Origin of the sequence: Pseudomonas knackmussii B13 (assembly GCF_000689415.1) — a bacterium.
Taxonomy (GTDB): Bacteria; Pseudomonadota; Gammaproteobacteria; order Pseudomonadales; family Pseudomonadaceae; genus Pseudomonas; species Pseudomonas knackmussii.
In genome coordinates, this window is record NZ_HG322950.1 from 2,690,470 (window position 1) to 2,705,324 (window position 14,855).

Here is a 14,855-nt window from a genome sequence, read left to right on the forward strand (position 1 = left end):
TCGTCAGGCGAAGGCGTCCAGGCCCTGCACCAGGCGTTGTGCCAGCCGCGGCTCGCGCAAACGCTCCAGCCACCAGTGCAGCGCCGGACCTTCCTGGTCGCCGCGCCAGCCGACGTAGAGGATGTTCGGCTCGCGCGGATCGGCCGTGGCTTTCTCCACCAACTCGCCGCGCGCCAACAGCCCGCTGACCCGCTGGCGCGGCAGCCAGCCGACACCCAGGCCGGCGCGCTGGGCGAGGATCTTGCCGCGCATGCTCGGCACCGCCAGCACCGGCTGCCCGCCGGAAACCCCGTAGGTGCGGCCTTCGCCGCTGCGTGAGGAGTCCGCCACCACCACCGCGCGGTGCTCGGCGAGCTGGGCCCGGCTCAGTGGCTCGGTGGCCTTGGCTAGCGAGTGTTTGGGCGCCACGGCGAACACCCAGTCCATGCGACCCAGCTCGAACCAGCGCAGAGAAGGCGTCGCCGGTGGCTCGTTGGTGGCGCCTATGACCAGATCGGCGTGGCCATCGCGCAGCGCCTCCCATACGCCTTTGAGCACTTCGTGGGTGAAGCGCAGCGACACGCCTGACTGCAGCGAGTCGAACGCGTCTATCACCGGCAGCAGGCTGTCGAACTCCAGCAGCTCGTCCGTGACTATCCAGAGCCGGCTCTCCCAGCCGTTGGCAACCTGCTGCACGCGACGGGTCAGGCGCTCGACGTCCTGCTGCAGGCGCTCGGCCTCGCGCGCCAGCAGCTCGCCGGCCGGGGTCAGCTGCAGGCGGTAGCGGCGGCGGTCGAAGAGCAGGGCATCGAAGCGCTCCTCCAGCTGGCGCGCGGCGTAGGACACGCTGGAAGGCGCCTTGCCCAGGCGCGCGGCGGCGCGGGACAGGCTGCCGGTGTCGCGGATGGCTTGCAGCAGGGCGAGTTCTTCGGTGGCAAGCATGTTCGAAACCTTCGAATGTTCTGGTCGGTTGAATCGTACGTCATTCGAACGAGGGCGCTGCAACATCCTCCCCAACGGCGCTACCGAATCCCCGGTACGCCGATCCGCCATCGAGGATGCCCCATGAAATTCTTCTTCCACCCGTCTCCCAACCCGATGAAAGCCGCGCTTCTGCTGGAGGAACTGCAGGTTCCCTACGAGGTGATCGGCGTCGATACCTTCAAGGGCGAGCAGCACACGCCGGCCTTCCGCAAGATCAACCCGAACGCCAAGGTGCCGGCGCTGGTCGATGGCGACGCCACCGTGTTCGACTCCCACGCGATCCTGCTCTACCTCGCCGAGAAGCATGGGCGCTTCCTCCCGACCGGCGCGGCCGAGCGTGGGGCGCTGCTGTCCTGGCTGCAGTTCATCGCCACCGGGCTGTCGCCGTTCTCCGGCCAGGCCGTGCACTTCCTGCACCATGCTCCTGAAGAGCTGCCCTATGCGCGCAACCGCTACCTGAAGGAAGTCGAGCGGTACTACCGGGTGCTCGACGAACGCCTGGCGCAGAGCCGCTACCTGGCTGGCGACGAGTACAGCATCGCCGACATCGCGTTGTGGGGCTGGGCCAACTTCGCCGGCTACATCCTTGGCGAGCAGGGCCTGAGCGCTTATCCGAGCGTGCAGCGGCTGGTGGCGGAGATCGCCGAGCGGCCGGCGGCCCAGCGCGCGCTGCAACTCAAGGAGCGCCTGGTGCTGAAGGCGGAGTTCGACGAGGAAACCCGTCGCGCGCTCTTCCCGCAGAACGTCCCGGCCTGAGCCCAGGAGGTCTTCCCATGAGCACGTCCGCCTCCCATCCGCTCGCCGGCCGCCTGCTGCTGAACAACCTCGCGCTGGCCGTGGCCGATCTGCCCAGGGTGATCGACTGGTACCAGCGCGTCCTCGGCTTCGTCGTCGAGGAGCGCGGGCACTTCGAGCCGGTGGCGGCGGACTTCGCCATGCTGGTAGGCGCCGGAGTACGCCTGGAACTGGTGGCCAGCCGCCGCGCGATCCTGCGCGAGGTCGACCGCACGCCGCCGCCACGGCACCTGCAGGTGCTCGGCTGGAAGGCGCTGGTGCTGCAGTGCGATGACCTCGCGGCGCTCGGCGAGCACTTGCGCGCGGAAGGTGTGGAACTGCTCTGGGAAGCCCAGCCGCTGAACGAGTCGCGCAGCTCCACCCTGCTGCGCGACCCGGAAGGCAACCTGATCAACATCTTCGGCCCGCGCCGCTAGCGGAAGTCGCGGCTGCGCACGTCCAGCCCGCTGAGCAGCTCGGTGCGGTCTACCAACTGTTCGGCGATCACGTGGCGCACGCCGCTCTCGCTTTCCAGGCGGCCGCGCACCTGCAGCAGCTGTGCCTGCAGGAAGACTCGGCGCTGGCGCTCGGCGAGGTCGCGCCAGACCACCACGTTGATCAGGCCGAACTCGTCTTCCAGGGTGACGAAGGTGACGCCGCTGGCGGTCTGCGGGCGCTGCCGGCCGATCACCAGCCCGGCGACGCTCAGCGGTCGGTCGGGTTCCAGGTTCGGCAGTTCGCGCGAGCTGCGGCAGCGCAGCGCCTTCAGCTGGCCGCGCAACAGGCTCAGCGGATGCGGACCGAGGGTGGTGCCGAGGCTGGCGTAGTCGGTGAGCATGTCTTCGCCGACGCTGGGCAGCGGCAGGCTCACCGGGGTTTCCGCCGCGCTTTCCTGGCCGGCGAACAGCGGCAGCTGCGGTTCCACCCCGGCGGCGGCCCAGCGCGCGCGGTGGCGGTGTCCGGCCAGGCCGCGCAAGGCGCCGGCGTCGGCCAGGCGCTCGCGGGTGGCGGCGTCGAGGTTGCCGCGGTAGCTGAGGTCGTCCATGCCGCTGAAGTCGCGCTGCTGACGGGCCTGGACGATGCGCTGCGCCACCTCTTCGCGCAGGCCGCGGACCATGCGCAGGCCCAGGCGGATCGCCGGCTGCGGCTGGCCGTTGTGTTCCAGGCTGCAGTCCCAGTCGCTGTAGCGCACGTCCACCGGGCGTACCTCGATGCCGTGGCGGCGCACGTCCTGCAGCACCTGGTCGGGGCTGTAGAAGCCCAGCGGCCAGCTGTTGATCAGGGCGCAGGCGAAGGCCGTCGGCTCGTGGCATTTCAGCCAGCAGCTGGCGTAGGTGAGCAGGGCGAAGCTGGCGGCGTGGGACTCGGGAAAGCCGTAGCTGCCGAAGCCCTTGATCTGCTCGAAGATGCGCGCGATGTATTCCTGCGGATAGCCCTTGGCGCCCATCCGCTCGAACAGCTTCTGCCGGTGCGGCTCCAGGCCGCCATGGCGCTTCCAGGCGGCCATCGAGCGGCGCAGCTGGTCGGCCTCGCCGGGGCTGTACTCGGCGGCGATGATCGCCAGCTGCATCACCTGCTCCTGGAACAGCGGTACGCCGAGGGTGCGTTCGAACACCGGCTTGAGCTCTGCGGAGGGGTACTCCACCGGCTCCTCGCCGTTCCGCCGGCGCAGGTAGGGGTGGACCATGTCGCCCTGGATCGGCCCCGGGCGGACGATGGCCACCTCGATCACCAGGTCGTAGAAGGTTTTCGGACGCAGGCGCGGCAGCATGGCCATCTGCGCGCGCGACTCGATCTGGAACACCCCCACGGTGTCGGCGCGGCTGATCATCGCGTAGGTCTGCGGACACTCCGCCGGCAGGCTGGCGAGGGTCCAGCGCTGGCCGCGGTAGCGTTCGATCAGGTCGAAGCAGCGGCGCAGGGCGCTGAGCATGCCCAGGGCGAGCACGTCGACCTTGAGCAGGCCGACCGCGTCGAGGTCGTCCTTGTCCCACTGGATCAGGGTGCGCTCGGGCATGGCGGCGTTCTCCACCGGCACCAGGCTGTCCAGCGGCTGCTGGGAAATGACGAAGCCGCCCGGGTGCTGCGACAGGTGGCGCGGGAAGCCGATCAGCTCGGCGGTCAGCGCCAGTACCCGGCGCAGGATGGGGCTCTGCGGGTCGAAGCCGGCCTCGGCCAGTTGCTCTTCCGGTGGCACCTTTTCGCTCCAGCGCCCGCAACGATCGGCCAGGGCGTCGACCTGGTCCGGCGGCAGGCCGAGGGCCTTGGCCACGTCGCGGATCGCGCCGGCGCTGCGATAGCTGCTGACCACCGCGGTCAGCGCTGCGCGATGCCGGCCGTAGCGGCGGAACACGTACTGGATGACTTCCTCGCGGCGCTCGTGCTCGAAGTCGACGTCGATGTCCGGCGGCTCGTTGCGCTCGCGGGAGATGAAACGCTCGAAGAGCAGGTTGGCCTGCGACGGGTCGAGCTCGGTGATGCCGAGGGCGAAGCACACCGCCGAGTTGGCCGCCGAGCCGCGGCCCTGGCAGAGGATGCCGCGGCCACGGGCGAAGGCGACCAGGTCGTGGACGGTGAGGAAGTAGCTGTCGTAGCCCAGCTCGGCGATCAGCGCCAGCTCGTGCTCGATCTGCTGGCGGACCTTGGCGCCTTCGCCTTCGGGCCAGCGGCGGCGCAGGCCTTCCTCGGTCTTCTCGCGCAGCCAACTGCTCGGCGTGTGGCCTTCGGGCACCAGTTCGCGCGGGTACTGGTAGTCCAACTGGTCGAGGTCGAAGGTGCAGCGTTCGGCGATGCGCAGTGTCTCTTCCAGCAAGGCTGGCGGATACAGCTCGGCGAGCACCTCGCGCGGGCGCAGGTGGCGCTCGCCGTTGGGGTACAGCCAGGCGCCGGCCTCGTGCACCGGCAGGTGCCGGCGGATGGCGGTCATGCAGTCCTGCAGGGCGCGGCGGCCACGGGCGTGCATGTGCACGTCGCCGCAGGCCACGGCGGGGATGTCCTGGCGTTCGGCCAGCGCCAGCGCCTGGCGCAACTGGCCGGCGTCGTCGGCGCCGCGGAGGAGTTCCACGCCCAGCCAGAGGCGCCCGGCGAAGCGTTCGCGCAGCCAGGCGCCGTGCGGTTCGCCACCCGGGTCGGGCAGCCAGATCGCCAGCAGGCCGTCGAGGTCGCCGTCGAAGTCCTCGCGCACCAGGTGGTAGCTGCCCTTGTCGGCGCGGCGCCGGGCCTGGGTGATCAGCCGGCAGAGGTTCTGGTAGCCGGCCAGGTCTTGCGCCAGCAGCACCAGCTTGGGGCCGGCGTCGATGCGCATTTCGCTGCCGACGATCAGCGCCAGTTCGCAGGCCTTGGCCGCCTGCCAGGCGCGGACGATGCCGGCCAGGCTGCACTCGTCGGTGATCGCCAGGGCGCGGTAGCCCAGGCGCGCGGCACGCTCGAAGAGCTCCTGGGCGCTGGAGGCACCGCGCTGGAAGCTGAAGTTCGACAGGCAGTGCAGCTCGGCGTAGGCGGGCGTCATGCGAACCAGCCGTGGAGCAGCCACGGCCCCTCGTTGCCGACCTCGCGGTAGGCCCAGGCGCGCTGGCCGGCGCGGGTCTCTACCAGGTAATAGTCGCGGCGCAGGTCGCCGCCGTCCCACCAGCCGGATTCGATGCGCTCGGGTCCTGCGAGGATGCGCGGTGCGGCTTCGCGCAGCACCTGCGGTTGCGCCAGCAGCCAGCCGGGGCGCGGGCCGCAGGGTGCCAGCGGCGGCGGACGCGGGTTGTCGCGCGGTTGCCAGGCCTGCTCCGGTCGGTGCTCGGCGAGGGCGCCGAGGCCGTGCACGGCGTCGTCGCCGAGACGGGCGCGCAGGCGTTCGCGCAGTTGCTCCCAGGGCAGCGACTGTTGCGGGCGCTCGTCGAACAGCTGGCGGTGCTCGGGGGCGAAGGCCGGCAGTTCGTCGGCGTGCAGGCGCACGGCATACACCGGGGCGGGCAACTGCAGGTGCTCCAGGCGGCCACGGGTCAGCTCGAAGAGCATCGCCGGGTCGCGCTCGGCGCTGAGCAGGCCGACCGGCATGCGCGTGTCGCCTCGGCCGTGGTGTTCCAGGTGCAGCTCGAAGCGTTGCACGCCGCTGTCGCGGCCGGCGAGGAAGGCAGCGAGGTCGCCGGTCAGACGGCGCAGCGGGAAGAGCAGGGCCTGGGTCGACTCGACGTCGAAGTTCAGCTCGAGGCGCGACTCGAAGACCTCCGGCGGACGGTAGAAGTCCAGGGCCAGGGCGCGCTGGCCGAGCAGGGCGTCCAGGTGCTGCAGCAGCGTCGGCGGGAAGCGCCGGGCCAGGCCGTCGCGGGGCAGGACGAGGACCTGCTGCAGCGTGCGCAGGCCCATGCGTGCCAGGCTGGAAAGGGCTTCTTTCGGCAGGCCGCAGCGCTCCAGCGGCAGGCGGCCGAGGACTTCACGCAGCTCGCCGGGGTCTTCCACGACCAGGCCGTCGCCGGCGTTGACCAGCACCCGCGCGGCGACCGGATTGGGCGCCAGGCCGATGCGCTGGCGAAAGCCCAGGGCGTCCAGCTCGGCGCGCAGGCGTGCCTCGAAGCGCGGCCAGGGCCCGAACAGGCCGAGGCTGGAACGCACCTCCAGCAGCAGGGCGCGCGGATAGTGCTGGCTGACCTGTGAGCTGAAGCCGTAAGCCCAGGCGGCGAGCAGGTCGTGGCAGCGCTGGATTTCCTCGGCGTCGTAGTCGGCACAGGCGAAATCGCCGCTCAGGGCGCGCGCGGCGGTCAGCGATTGCCCGGGGCGCAGGCCGAGCTGGCGGGCCGCCGGGTTGAGCGCCTGGATGACGCGGCGCTGCGCCGGGCCGCCGAGCAGGGCCAGGGGCGCCTCGGGATCGGCGCGGCCGCGCAACGCGGCGTCCATCGCCAGCTGCGGTAAAAGGATGCAGGCCCAGAGCATGTCGGCCTCAGTGCAGCGCCGCCAAAGGCAGCGGCTTGGCCGGGGCCAGCCCGCCGCGGCACTTGAGCACGCGCAGCTGCGCCGGGCGCGTCTCGACCGCCAGGCGCAGGGCCGCGGGGGAGGGGTTGACTGCCTCGCGCAGCGGGCGGAAGGCGAAGCCCAGGGTCTGGCCGCTTTCCGCCGCCACCTGCAGGCGGCGCAGGGCGCGGTCGTCGGCCTGCTGCGGCCAGCACAGCACGGCGCCGCAGCAACCCGAGCGCAGCGCTTGTTCGGCGGCCCAGAGCGCGTCGCGGCCGTCGGCCTCGACCCAGATCAGTTGGCGCAGATCGACACCGGCGTCCAGCCAGGCGCGCGGGTAGGGCACATGCGGCGGAGCCACCAGCACCAGGCGCTCGCCAGCGGCACTCAGGCGCGCCAGGGTCGGCCAGAGCAGCTGCAGTTCGCCGATGCCCTCGGCGGCATGGAGGATCTCGCTGAGCGCCGCTTCCGGCCAGCCGCCGCTGGGCAGCAGGGCGTCCAGGCGGGCATGGCCAGTGGGCTGGGCGCCGGCCGGCGCGGCGAGCGACGGGCCTTTCCAGACGCGGCGCTGGTCGAGCAGTTCGCCCAGGGCTAGCGCGACGCCCATGTCCGCACCGGGAGGATGTGTCTGAAGGGAAGGGATGAAGGCGTCATGGGGATGTCAGAAAATACTGTATGGAAATACAGTATCGGTCGACCTCTGCCCACGGGTCAATATCGCCGCACGCCGGGGCACAGCGGCCAACGTGGGGGCGCGGTGCGCAGCCTGGCCGTCCGTCGGGTAGGCTCTTAGGCGTCTGTAGGAATTGATCGGGCGGGGTTGTGCGATATGTCGATGCTGACTTTTTGCTACTACTGATCGAACTTGCCGGCGAAAAGCCGGTCAGAGATGCCGTATTCGGGCTTCTGCGCCTCGTCCGGACGCCCCCAAGGGAGTAAGGGCCGGGCATTGTAAGCCGCACGCGGCCTCATTAGACTGCGCGCCATTCATACCCTCGTTCCTGTCGAAGGACTCACATGATCAAGAAATGTCTGTTCCCGGCTGCCGGTTACGGCACCCGCTTCCTCCCGGCCACCAAGGCCATGCCCAAGGAAATGCTGCCGATCGTCAACAAGCCGCTGATCCAGTACGGCGTTGAAGAGGCGCTGGAAGCCGGGCTGTCGGAGATCGGCATCGTTACCGGTCGCGGCAAGCGCTCCCTGGAAGACCACTTCGACATCAGCTACGAGCTGGAAACCCAGATTCGTAACACCGACAAGGAAAAATACCTGGTCGGTATCCGTCGCCTGATCGACGAATGCACCTTCTCCTACACCCGTCAGATCGAGATGAAGGGCCTGGGCCACGCCATCCTCACCGGCCGCCCGCTGATCGGCGACGAGCCCTTCGCCGTGGTCCTGGCGGACGACCTCTGCCTGAACCTGGAAGGCGACAGCGTCCTGAAGCAGATGGTCAAGCTGTACAACCAGTTCCGCTGCTCCATCGTGGCGATCCAGGAAGTGCCGCCGGAAGAGACCAACAAGTACGGCGTGATCGCCGGCGAGATGATCCGCGACGACATCTACCGCGTGAACACCATGGTCGAGAAGCCCAAGCCCGAAGAAGCCCCGTCGAACCTGGCGATCATCGGCCGCTACATCCTGACTCCGGACATTTTCGACCTGATCGAACAGACCGAGCCGGGCAAAGGCGGCGAGATCCAGATCACCGACGCCCTGATGAAGCAGGCCCAGGACGGTTGCGTGCTGGCCTACAAATTCAAGGGCAAGCGTTTCGACTGCGGTAGCGCCGAGGGTTACATCGAGGCGACCAACTTCTGCTACGAGAACCTCTACAAGACCGGCAAGGCTTGGTAATTCCAGCGCTTTGACGGTTTGTCGAAAAAGCCACCTTCGGGTGGTTTTTTCGTTTCTGCTCAAACGACTCGGTGTTCCCCCTGTAGGAGCGGCCCATGGCCGCGAATCGCGCGCATGGCGCGCTCCTACAGGTGAAAATCGGCGCGCGGAGAAGGTCCGCTCCTACGGAATCGGCATCGCCTCCGACCCCGGCCCCAGCGGCTGGCCGTAGCTGAACTCCACGTAATTACCGGCAGGATCCCTAAGTCCGCAGTAATAGCCGACCGGGTAGGGTTCCTGGCGCGGCGGCCAGATCAGGCATCCCGCGCGCTCGGCTTCGGCGGCGATGGCGTCGACCTTTTCGTGGCTGTCCACGGCGAAGCCGAAGTGGCTGTAGTCGTCGCTGGCCAGGTGGCGGGATTCGCCGCCGGGCATGATGACGAAGATGAACTGGTGCTCCTTGCCCGGCTCGGCCATCCACACGATGCGCGAGCCCTTGCCTTCGCGCTGGTGGATCACGCGCATGCCGCAGAAGCGTTCGTAGAAGGCGATGCTGGCCTCGAGGTCGGGAACATGCAGGGCCAGATGGGTCAGGGTCGGGCGCATGACGGCTTCCTCCTTCGCTGCTCCTGAAGGATAGGTCAGCGGCGATGAGGTATGCTGCCGGGCATCTGTACGTGGAGAACGACGATGGCTTTCGATTTCGATCTGTTCGTGATTGGCGCGGGTTCCGGCGGTGTGCGCGCCGCGCGCTTTGCCGCCGGTTTCGGCGCGCGCGTGGCGGTGGCCGAGAGCCGCTACCTGGGCGGCACCTGCGTTAACGTCGGCTGCGTGCCGAAGAAGCTGCTGGTGTACGGCGCGCACTATCATGAGGACTTCGAGCAGGCGAGCGGCTTCGGCTGGAGCCTGGGCGAGGCGCGCTTCGACTGGCCGACCCTGATCGCCAACAAGAACCGCGAGATCCACCGCCTCAACGGCATCTATCGCAACTTGCTGGTGAACAGCGGCGTGAGCCTGCTGGAAGGCCACGCGCGCATCCTCGACGCGCATACCGTGGAAGTCGCCGGCCAGCGCTCCACCCCCGCCAATATCCTCATCGCCACCGGCGGCTGGCCGCAGGTGCCGGAGATTCCCGGCAAGGAACACGCGATCACCTCCAACGAGGCCTTCTTCCTCGAGCGCCTGCCGAAGCGGGTGATCGTGGTCGGTGGCGGCTACATCGCCGTGGAATTCGCGTCGATCTTCCAGGGATTGGGTGCGCAGACCACGCTGCTCTACCGCCGCGACCTGTTCCTGCGTGGCTTCGACCGTGGCGTGCGCGAACACCTGCGTGACGAGCTGACGAAGAAGGGCATGGACCTGCAGTTCAACGCCGACGTCGCGCGCATCGACAAGCAATCCGACGGCAGCCTGCTGGCCACCCTCAAGGACGGCCGCGTGTTCGAAGCCGACTGCGTGTTCTACGCCACCGGCCGCCGCGCCATGCTCGACAACCTGGGGCTGGAGAACGTCTCGGTGGCGCTGGACGACAACGGCTTCATTCGCGTCGATGAGGCCTACCGCACCAGTGAGCCGTCGATCCGCGCCATCGGCGATGTCATCGGCCGCGTGCCGCTGACCCCTGTGGCCTTGGCCGAGGGCATGGCGGTGGCCCGGCATCTGTTCCGCCCCGAGGAATACCGCCCGCTGGACTACAAGCTGATCCCCACCGCGGTGTTCAGCCTGCCGAACATCGGCACCGTCGGCCTCACCGAGGACGAGGCGCGCGCCGCCGGGCACAAGGTGAAGCTGTTCGAAAGCCGCTTCCGCGCGCTCAAGCTGACCCTCACCGAGTCCCAGGAGAAGACCCTGATGAAGCTGGTGGTCGACGCCGAGACCGACAAGGTGCTGGGTTGCCACATGGTCGGCCCGGAAGCCGGCGAAATCCTCCAGGGCATCGCCATCGCGCTGCGCGCCGGGGCGACCAAGCGGGTGTTCGACGAAACCATCGGCATCCACCCGACGGCGGCCGAGGAGTTCGTCACCATGCGCTCGCCGGTGGCCTGACGCGGGGCGGAGCTGCCTCGTTATCCCCGCGAAAGCGGGGGACCCAGCAAAACAAAAAGCCCGGTGCATGCACCGGGCTTTTTCATTACCGCTGTTACTGCGCGACGGGCGCTGCAGCGGCCTGCTGCTGCCGCTTCGCATAGCGCTGGGCGAGCACCGCGCAGACCATCAGCTGGATCTGGTGGAACAGCATCAGCGGCAGCAGGATCACGCCGATGCTGCCGGTGGCGAACAGCACCTGGGCCATGGGCACGCCGGTGGCCAGGCTCTTCTTCGAGCCGCAGAAGACGATGGTGATCTCGTCCTCCTTGTCGAACCCCAGGCGGCGGCTGAGCTGGGTGGTGGCGAACAGGGCGATGGCCAGCAGCACGCAGCAGGCGACTACCAGGCCGGCCAGCGCGGTCAGCGGCACCTGGTGCCAGAGCCCCTGGATCACCGCGGCGCTGAAGGCGGTGTAGACCACCAGCAGGATCGAAGCCCCCCCCCTGGTCGACGTAGCGCAGCACCGGCTTGTGCTCGTCGACCCAGCCGCCAATCACGCCGCGCAGCACCTGGCCGGCGATGAATGGCACCAGCAGCTGCAGGGTGATCTTGCCGATGGCGTCGAGGGTGGAGACGCCGGTATCACCGTGCACGCCGAGCAGCAGTTGCACCAGCAGCGGAGTGAGGAAGATGCCGATCAGGCTGGAGGCCGAGGCGCTGCACACGGCGGCCGGGATGTTGCCGCGGGCCAGCGAAGTGAAGGCGATGGACGATTGCACCGTGGCCGGCAGGGCGCAGAGGTAGAGCAGGCCGAGGTACAGGTCCGGCGTCACCAGCGGCGACAGCAGCGGCTTGAGCACCAGGCCGAGGATCGGGAAGAGGATGAAGGTACTGGCGAACACCAGCAGGTGCAGGCGCCAGTGGGTGGCGCCGGCGACGATCGCCTGGCGCGACAGCTTGGCGCCGTGCAGGAAGAACAGCAGGCCGATGGCCAGGTTGGTGATCCAGCCGAAGGCGACGGCCACCGTGCCCTGGCAGGGCAGCAGGCTGGCGACGGTCACGGTGGCGACCAACGCCAGGGTGAAGTTGTCGGGGAGCAGACGGGGACGGGCCATGGCGATCTTCTCGGGCAAGGGCTTGAGGCAAGAGCCGCGGCCTCTGGCGGGCCGGCGGTAGCACGCACTCTATGCCCGACCCACCGGTTCCGGCTAACGCGAGAAAGTCAGCTTGTGTCGCTGAACGGACAGAAATTTCCTTCAGACGATGCCGGCACCCACTTGTACCTCGGCGACGCTGACCATCGAACGCATGCGTTCGGCCAGGACTTCCGCACGCTTGGCCGGCAGGCCCGGCACGCGCAGTTCGATCCGCAGCCAGTCCTGTTCCTGCACGGCATGCACTTCCGATGGCAGCCAGCCTTGCAGGGCGAACAGGTTGAGCAACTTGCACAGCACGTCGGCCTCGGCTTCGGCGCGGATGGCGAACAGCGCTGCCCGGGCGGCATCGGCGGGGCGGCAGGTCCAGCCGTCGGGACGCTCCTCGGGGGCGGCGCCAAACAACTCGACGGGCAGGGTGGATTCGCGCAGCGGCAGGGACAGGGCTTGGTTCATGACTCGGGACCGACAGGGGTGGGCGTGAAGCCATTGTCGATTCCGCTGCGAGGTTTTGCTTTGCTCAAATCGCTCCCAAAAGACCTAGCTGCGCATAAACTATTCGCCTGATTGCTATATGGAGGATTTTCTATGCCTGTCGAGTTGGATGCCTACGACAAACGCATTCTCGCCCTGCTGCAGGAAGAGGCGACCCTTTCCACCGCCGAGATCGCCGAACGCATCGGCCTGTCGCAATCGCCTTGCTGGCGTCGTATCCAGCGTCTGAAGGAAGAAGGTGTCATCCGCCGCCAGGTGACCCTGCTGGATCGCAAGAAGATCGGCCTGAATGCGCAAATCTTCGCCCAGGTGAAGCTGAACACCCACGGGCGCAACCACCTCACCGAGTTCGCCGAGGCGATCCGCGAGTTTCCCGAGGTGCTGGAGTGTCATGTGCTGATGGGGTCGGTGGACTTCATGCTGCGCATCGTCACCGAGGACATCGAGGCCTACGAGCGCTTCTTCTTCGAGCGGCTGTCGCAGGTGCCGGGCGTGCAGGAGATCAACTCGATTGTCGCGCTCTCGGAGATCAAGTCGACCACCAGCCTGCCGTTGCCGGGGCGCTGAAGGGCGGGAAGGGTGCCGGGCGAGCCGGCACCCGGAAGGCGTCAGGCGGCGCCGAGGAAGTCCATCTTGCCGACCTCTACGCCGTTGTGGCGGAGGATCGCGTAGGTGGTGGTGACGTGGAAGTAGAAGTTGGCGTTGGCGAAGTGCAGCAGGAAGTCGAGGCCTTTGAAGTGCAGTTCGCGGCTCGGGGTCTTGATGGTGATGTCGCGGTTCTCCGCGCCTTCAAACTGCTCGGGCTTCAGGCCCTTGAGGAAGTCGACGGTCTTGGCGATGCGTGCCTGCAGGTCGGCGAAGCTCTTTTCCTCGTCGGCGAAGCTGGGGATGTCCACGCCGGCCAGGCGGGCGCCGCAGCCCTTGGCGGCATCGCAGGCGATCTGCACCTGACGGGTCAGGGCGAACATGTCCGGGGCCAGGCGGGCATTGAGGAAGACGCTGGGATCGATGTTCTTGGCCTGCGCATGGGCTTCGGCCTTGGCCAGGATGGCCGAGAGGTTGCCGAGCATGCGGATGAAGACGGGAACGGAAATCTGGTAGATCGACAGGGACATGCGAGGTACTCCAGACAGGAAGTAAGAGGCCTGCGCGTTGCGGCGCGCCCGGGGAGTCTACTGCGAAGCCAGTGCAGCGTCGCCTGGGCGCGGCGGACTTTTAGCGGCCGGCGAGTTGGGAGGCGCTGCAGCCGTTCAAATCCACCTTGCCGACGTAGGGATTACCCCAGCCCATGACGCAGCCGACCATCTGGTTGCGCTGCTTCTCCCAGGTTTCCACCGGGTACTGCTTGTTCCAGGCCTCGAACAACTGGCGGTCCTGGCTGGAGATCTTCAGGCCGTAGCGCTCGCTCATGTAGAAGTAGGTGCGCGCGATCATCCCGCGGATCTGCGGGCGCGGCATGGCCTTCTTCGCCTTGAAGTCGACGACCATCGGGCAGGCGCCGTACTGCGGCGGCTGCTTCGGCAGCCAGCCGTAGCTGAAGTTGTTCCGGTCGCCGTTGACCTCGCCGATGCTCGGCACCAGGTTGAACAGGTCGGCCTCGGCGCGCTGGTACACCGGGTCGTGCCGCGAGCAGTTGCTGCGTCCGCCGCTCTGCCAGCACTGGCGCTGGTGGCCGATGACCCAGGCGGGGACTATGTGTTCCCACTCGATGCGTTCGGCGCGCTTCTGGTTCTTGCGCGGTACGTAGCCGCAACTGGCCAGGTCGACGTGGTTGCCCTTGTAGTGACAGCCGCAATAGAACTCGACCGACTGCCGGGCATAGAGCTTCCAGCCGATCTTCTTGGCTTCCTGGAAGGTGCGGGGGGGCTCCGCAGAGGCGGCCAGTGGCAGGGCGAGAAGCAGCAGGGTCAGAATGTGGCGACGAATTTTCATAAGAAATTTCATTCAGAAAACGCCGCATCTTACTGATCTTTAAGAAGCTGCCAATCGTGGCAATCGAATGGCAACGCGCTTGTCGGAGCCGTGATGACGGAAATAGCGAGGGATTTAGGAGGCCGCTGAGCCCTGAATGGCGCGGGTTTCCGGGCTTTTCAGGCGCTGTGCGGAAGTACCGGTCTTGTTTCGCCAGCGAGGCGTAGAATGCAAAGATGAGCCGAGGATTTATCTAGTAAATGGCTTTTAAATATCATTGTAACTCTATGATATTTAAAGATTTATTTTTCTTGAGAAATTACTTTAAGTTTGGCTGGCGCGAGCGGTAGGCGGCTCGTGCGGCGACCGCAGGAGGTCATTGCCCATGAACGCTCGATTCGTCGTTTCCACCCTGTGTGGCGTCTTGCTGAGCCTGCCGGTCATGGCTGGCCAGCCGCCGGCCCGCAGCATCGAGCGGATCTATGTCAGCCCGGGCGCCAGCGGCAGCATCGACAGTTCCTCGAGCTCGCAGAGCTACGACGGCTACGGCGGCGCCCAGGTGCCACGTAGCTATGAGCAGGGTTCGAGCACGGTGATCATCGACAACAGCGGCGATCAGAATGGCGGCATCCGCCAGAGCATCGAGTACCCCAATGGCGTGCAGTTCGAAGTCACGCCGGGAACGACCCGCTCGAATAGCCAGCGGCAGTCATATCCCTGACGAGGGGCTGACCGTCGCCGTAGGAGCGGACCTTG

General features: G+C 67.6%; 14 protein-coding genes and 1 pseudogene. 6 read left to right on the forward strand and 9 right to left on the reverse strand.

The genetic code is table 11. The features are described from left to right. Nucleotides 1–3 precede the first annotated feature (3 nt). Entirely contained in the window at nt 4–921 is a 918-nt protein-coding gene (locus PKB_RS12765) for a LysR family transcriptional regulator (RefSeq protein ID WP_043252226.1), read from the reverse strand. A gap of 123 nt (nt 922–1,044) precedes the next feature. Here PKB_RS12765 and PKB_RS12770 point away from each other — a divergent pair, with 123 nt between their 5' ends. Together PKB_RS12770 and PKB_RS12775 are read left to right on the forward strand one after the other, a co-directional pair. Further along, nucleotides 1,045–1,719 carry a glutathione S-transferase family protein gene (locus tag PKB_RS12770; protein WP_043252228.1) on the forward strand — a complete coding sequence of 225 codons (675 nt, stop codon included), beginning with the start codon at nt 1,045–1,047 and terminating at the stop codon, nt 1,717–1,719. A 17-nt stretch (nt 1,720–1,736) separates the two neighbouring features. Then, entirely contained in the window at nt 1,737–2,174 is a 438-nt protein-coding gene (locus PKB_RS12775) for a VOC family protein (protein ID WP_043252229.1), read from the forward strand. Here PKB_RS12775 and PKB_RS12780 read toward each other — a convergent pair. The 3 genes from PKB_RS12780 to imuA are packed head-to-tail and all read right to left on the reverse strand — an operon-like array spanning nt 2,171 to nt 7,282. Continuing rightward, a complete protein-coding gene (locus PKB_RS12780) occupies nt 2,171–5,245 on the reverse strand; it encodes an error-prone DNA polymerase (RefSeq protein ID WP_043252232.1) in 3,075 nt (1,024 codons plus the stop codon). The two genes, PKB_RS12775 and PKB_RS12780, sit on opposite strands and share 4 nt — an antisense overlap. After that, a complete protein-coding gene (locus PKB_RS12785; RefSeq protein ID WP_043252234.1) occupies nt 5,242–6,657 on the reverse strand; it encodes a Y-family DNA polymerase in 1,416 nt (471 codons plus the stop codon). Before PKB_RS12785 ends, PKB_RS12780 begins: the two co-directional genes overlap by 4 nt. Nucleotides 6,658–6,664: 7 nt before the next feature. Next, the gene (imuA, locus tag PKB_RS12790; protein WP_043252235.1) at nt 6,665–7,282 is read right to left on the reverse strand and encodes a translesion DNA synthesis-associated protein ImuA; all 618 of its coding nucleotides are present in this window, start codon (nt 7,280–7,282) and stop codon (nt 6,665–6,667) included. Nucleotides 7,283–7,692: 410 nt separating this feature from the next. Between imuA and galU the strand changes: the two genes are divergently transcribed. Next, complete coding sequence (gene galU / locus PKB_RS12795; protein ID WP_043252236.1) at nt 7,693–8,532, forward strand: UTP--glucose-1-phosphate uridylyltransferase GalU; 840 nt, start codon at nt 7,693–7,695, stop codon at nt 8,530–8,532. A 162-nt stretch (nt 8,533–8,694) separates the two neighbouring features. Here galU and PKB_RS12800 read toward each other — a convergent pair whose 3' ends face one another. Next, a complete protein-coding gene (locus tag PKB_RS12800) occupies nt 8,695–9,117 on the reverse strand; it encodes a VOC family protein (protein WP_043252237.1) in 423 nt (140 codons plus the stop codon). An 84-nt stretch (nt 9,118–9,201) separates the two neighbouring features. Between PKB_RS12800 and gorA the strand changes: the two genes are divergently transcribed. Further along, nucleotides 9,202–10,557 carry a glutathione-disulfide reductase gene (gene gorA / locus PKB_RS12805; protein ID WP_043252239.1) on the forward strand — a complete coding sequence of 452 codons (1,356 nt, stop codon included), beginning with the start codon at nt 9,202–9,204 and terminating at the stop codon, nt 10,555–10,557. Nucleotides 10,558–10,651: 94 nt separating this feature from the next. Here the strand turns inward: gorA and PKB_RS12810 are convergent. Together PKB_RS12810 and PKB_RS12815 are read right to left on the reverse strand one after the other, a co-directional pair. Continuing rightward, nucleotides 10,652–11,654 (reverse strand): annotated as a pseudogene (locus PKB_RS12810) (bile acid:sodium symporter family protein). A gap of 141 nt (nt 11,655–11,795) precedes the next feature. Beyond that, on the reverse strand, nt 11,796–12,149 hold the full coding sequence (locus tag PKB_RS12815) for a hypothetical protein (RefSeq protein ID WP_242411228.1): 354 nt from the start codon (nt 12,147–12,149) through the stop codon (nt 11,796–11,798). 132 nt (nt 12,150–12,281) lie between these two features. Here PKB_RS12815 and PKB_RS12820 point away from each other — a divergent pair, with 132 nt between their 5' ends. Further along, nucleotides 12,282–12,755: an Lrp/AsnC family transcriptional regulator gene (locus PKB_RS12820; protein ID WP_043252241.1), complete on the forward strand. Its 474-nt coding sequence runs from the start codon at nt 12,282–12,284 to the stop codon at nt 12,753–12,755. 41 nt (nt 12,756–12,796) lie between these two features. Here the strand turns inward: PKB_RS12820 and PKB_RS12825 are convergent, their stop codons facing one another. Both PKB_RS12825 and PKB_RS12830 read right to left on the reverse strand, forming a co-directional pair. Next, entirely contained in the window at nt 12,797–13,303 is a 507-nt protein-coding gene (locus PKB_RS12825) for a DUF1993 domain-containing protein (RefSeq protein ID WP_043252242.1), read from the reverse strand. Between the two features lie 100 nt (nt 13,304–13,403). Then, nucleotides 13,404–14,120 carry an endonuclease gene (locus tag PKB_RS12830; RefSeq protein WP_043252243.1) on the reverse strand — a complete coding sequence of 239 codons (717 nt, stop codon included), beginning with the start codon at nt 14,118–14,120 and terminating at the stop codon, nt 13,404–13,406. Nucleotides 14,121–14,484: 364 nt separating this feature from the next. On the opposite strand from PKB_RS12830, the gene PKB_RS12835 reads away from it, so the two are divergent. Next, nucleotides 14,485–14,820, forward strand: a complete 336-nt coding sequence (locus PKB_RS12835; RefSeq protein WP_043252245.1) for a hypothetical protein — start codon at nt 14,485–14,487, stop codon at nt 14,818–14,820. Nucleotides 14,821–14,855 lie beyond the last annotated feature (35 nt).

Bases quoted from the DNA above. Each gene is read 5' to 3' on its own strand.
- PKB_RS12825 (WP_043252242.1), bottom strand. From the start codon at position 13,303: ATGTCCCTGTCGATCTACCAGATTTCCGTTCCCGTCTTCATCCGCATG.
- PKB_RS12785 (WP_043252234.1), bottom strand. From the start codon at position 6,657: ATGCTCTGGGCCTGCATCCTTTTACCGCAGCTGGCGATGGACGCCGCG.
- imuA (WP_043252235.1), bottom strand. From the start codon at position 7,282: ATGGGCGTCGCGCTAGCCCTGGGCGAACTGCTCGACCAGCGCCGCGTC.
- gorA (WP_043252239.1), top strand. From the start codon at position 9,202: ATGGCTTTCGATTTCGATCTGTTCGTGATTGGCGCGGGTTCCGGCGGT.
- PKB_RS12765 (WP_043252226.1), bottom strand. From the start codon at position 921: ATGCTTGCCACCGAAGAACTCGCCCTGCTGCAAGCCATCCGCGACACC.
- PKB_RS12800 (WP_043252237.1), bottom strand. From the start codon at position 9,117: ATGCGCCCGACCCTGACCCATCTGGCCCTGCATGTTCCCGACCTCGAG.
- PKB_RS12770 (WP_043252228.1), top strand. From the start codon at position 1,045: ATGAAATTCTTCTTCCACCCGTCTCCCAACCCGATGAAAGCCGCGCTT.
- galU (WP_043252236.1), top strand. From the start codon at position 7,693: ATGATCAAGAAATGTCTGTTCCCGGCTGCCGGTTACGGCACCCGCTTC.
- PKB_RS12835 (WP_043252245.1), top strand. From the start codon at position 14,485: ATGAACGCTCGATTCGTCGTTTCCACCCTGTGTGGCGTCTTGCTGAGC.
- PKB_RS12815 (WP_242411228.1), bottom strand. From the start codon at position 12,149: ATGAACCAAGCCCTGTCCCTGCCGCTGCGCGAATCCACCCTGCCCGTC.
- PKB_RS12830 (WP_043252243.1), bottom strand. From the start codon at position 14,120: ATGAAAATTCGTCGCCACATTCTGACCCTGCTGCTTCTCGCCCTGCCA.
- PKB_RS12780 (WP_043252232.1), bottom strand. From the start codon at position 5,245: ATGACGCCCGCCTACGCCGAGCTGCACTGCCTGTCGAACTTCAGCTTC.
- PKB_RS12820 (WP_043252241.1), top strand. From the start codon at position 12,282: ATGCCTGTCGAGTTGGATGCCTACGACAAACGCATTCTCGCCCTGCTG.
- PKB_RS12775 (WP_043252229.1), top strand. From the start codon at position 1,737: ATGAGCACGTCCGCCTCCCATCCGCTCGCCGGCCGCCTGCTGCTGAAC.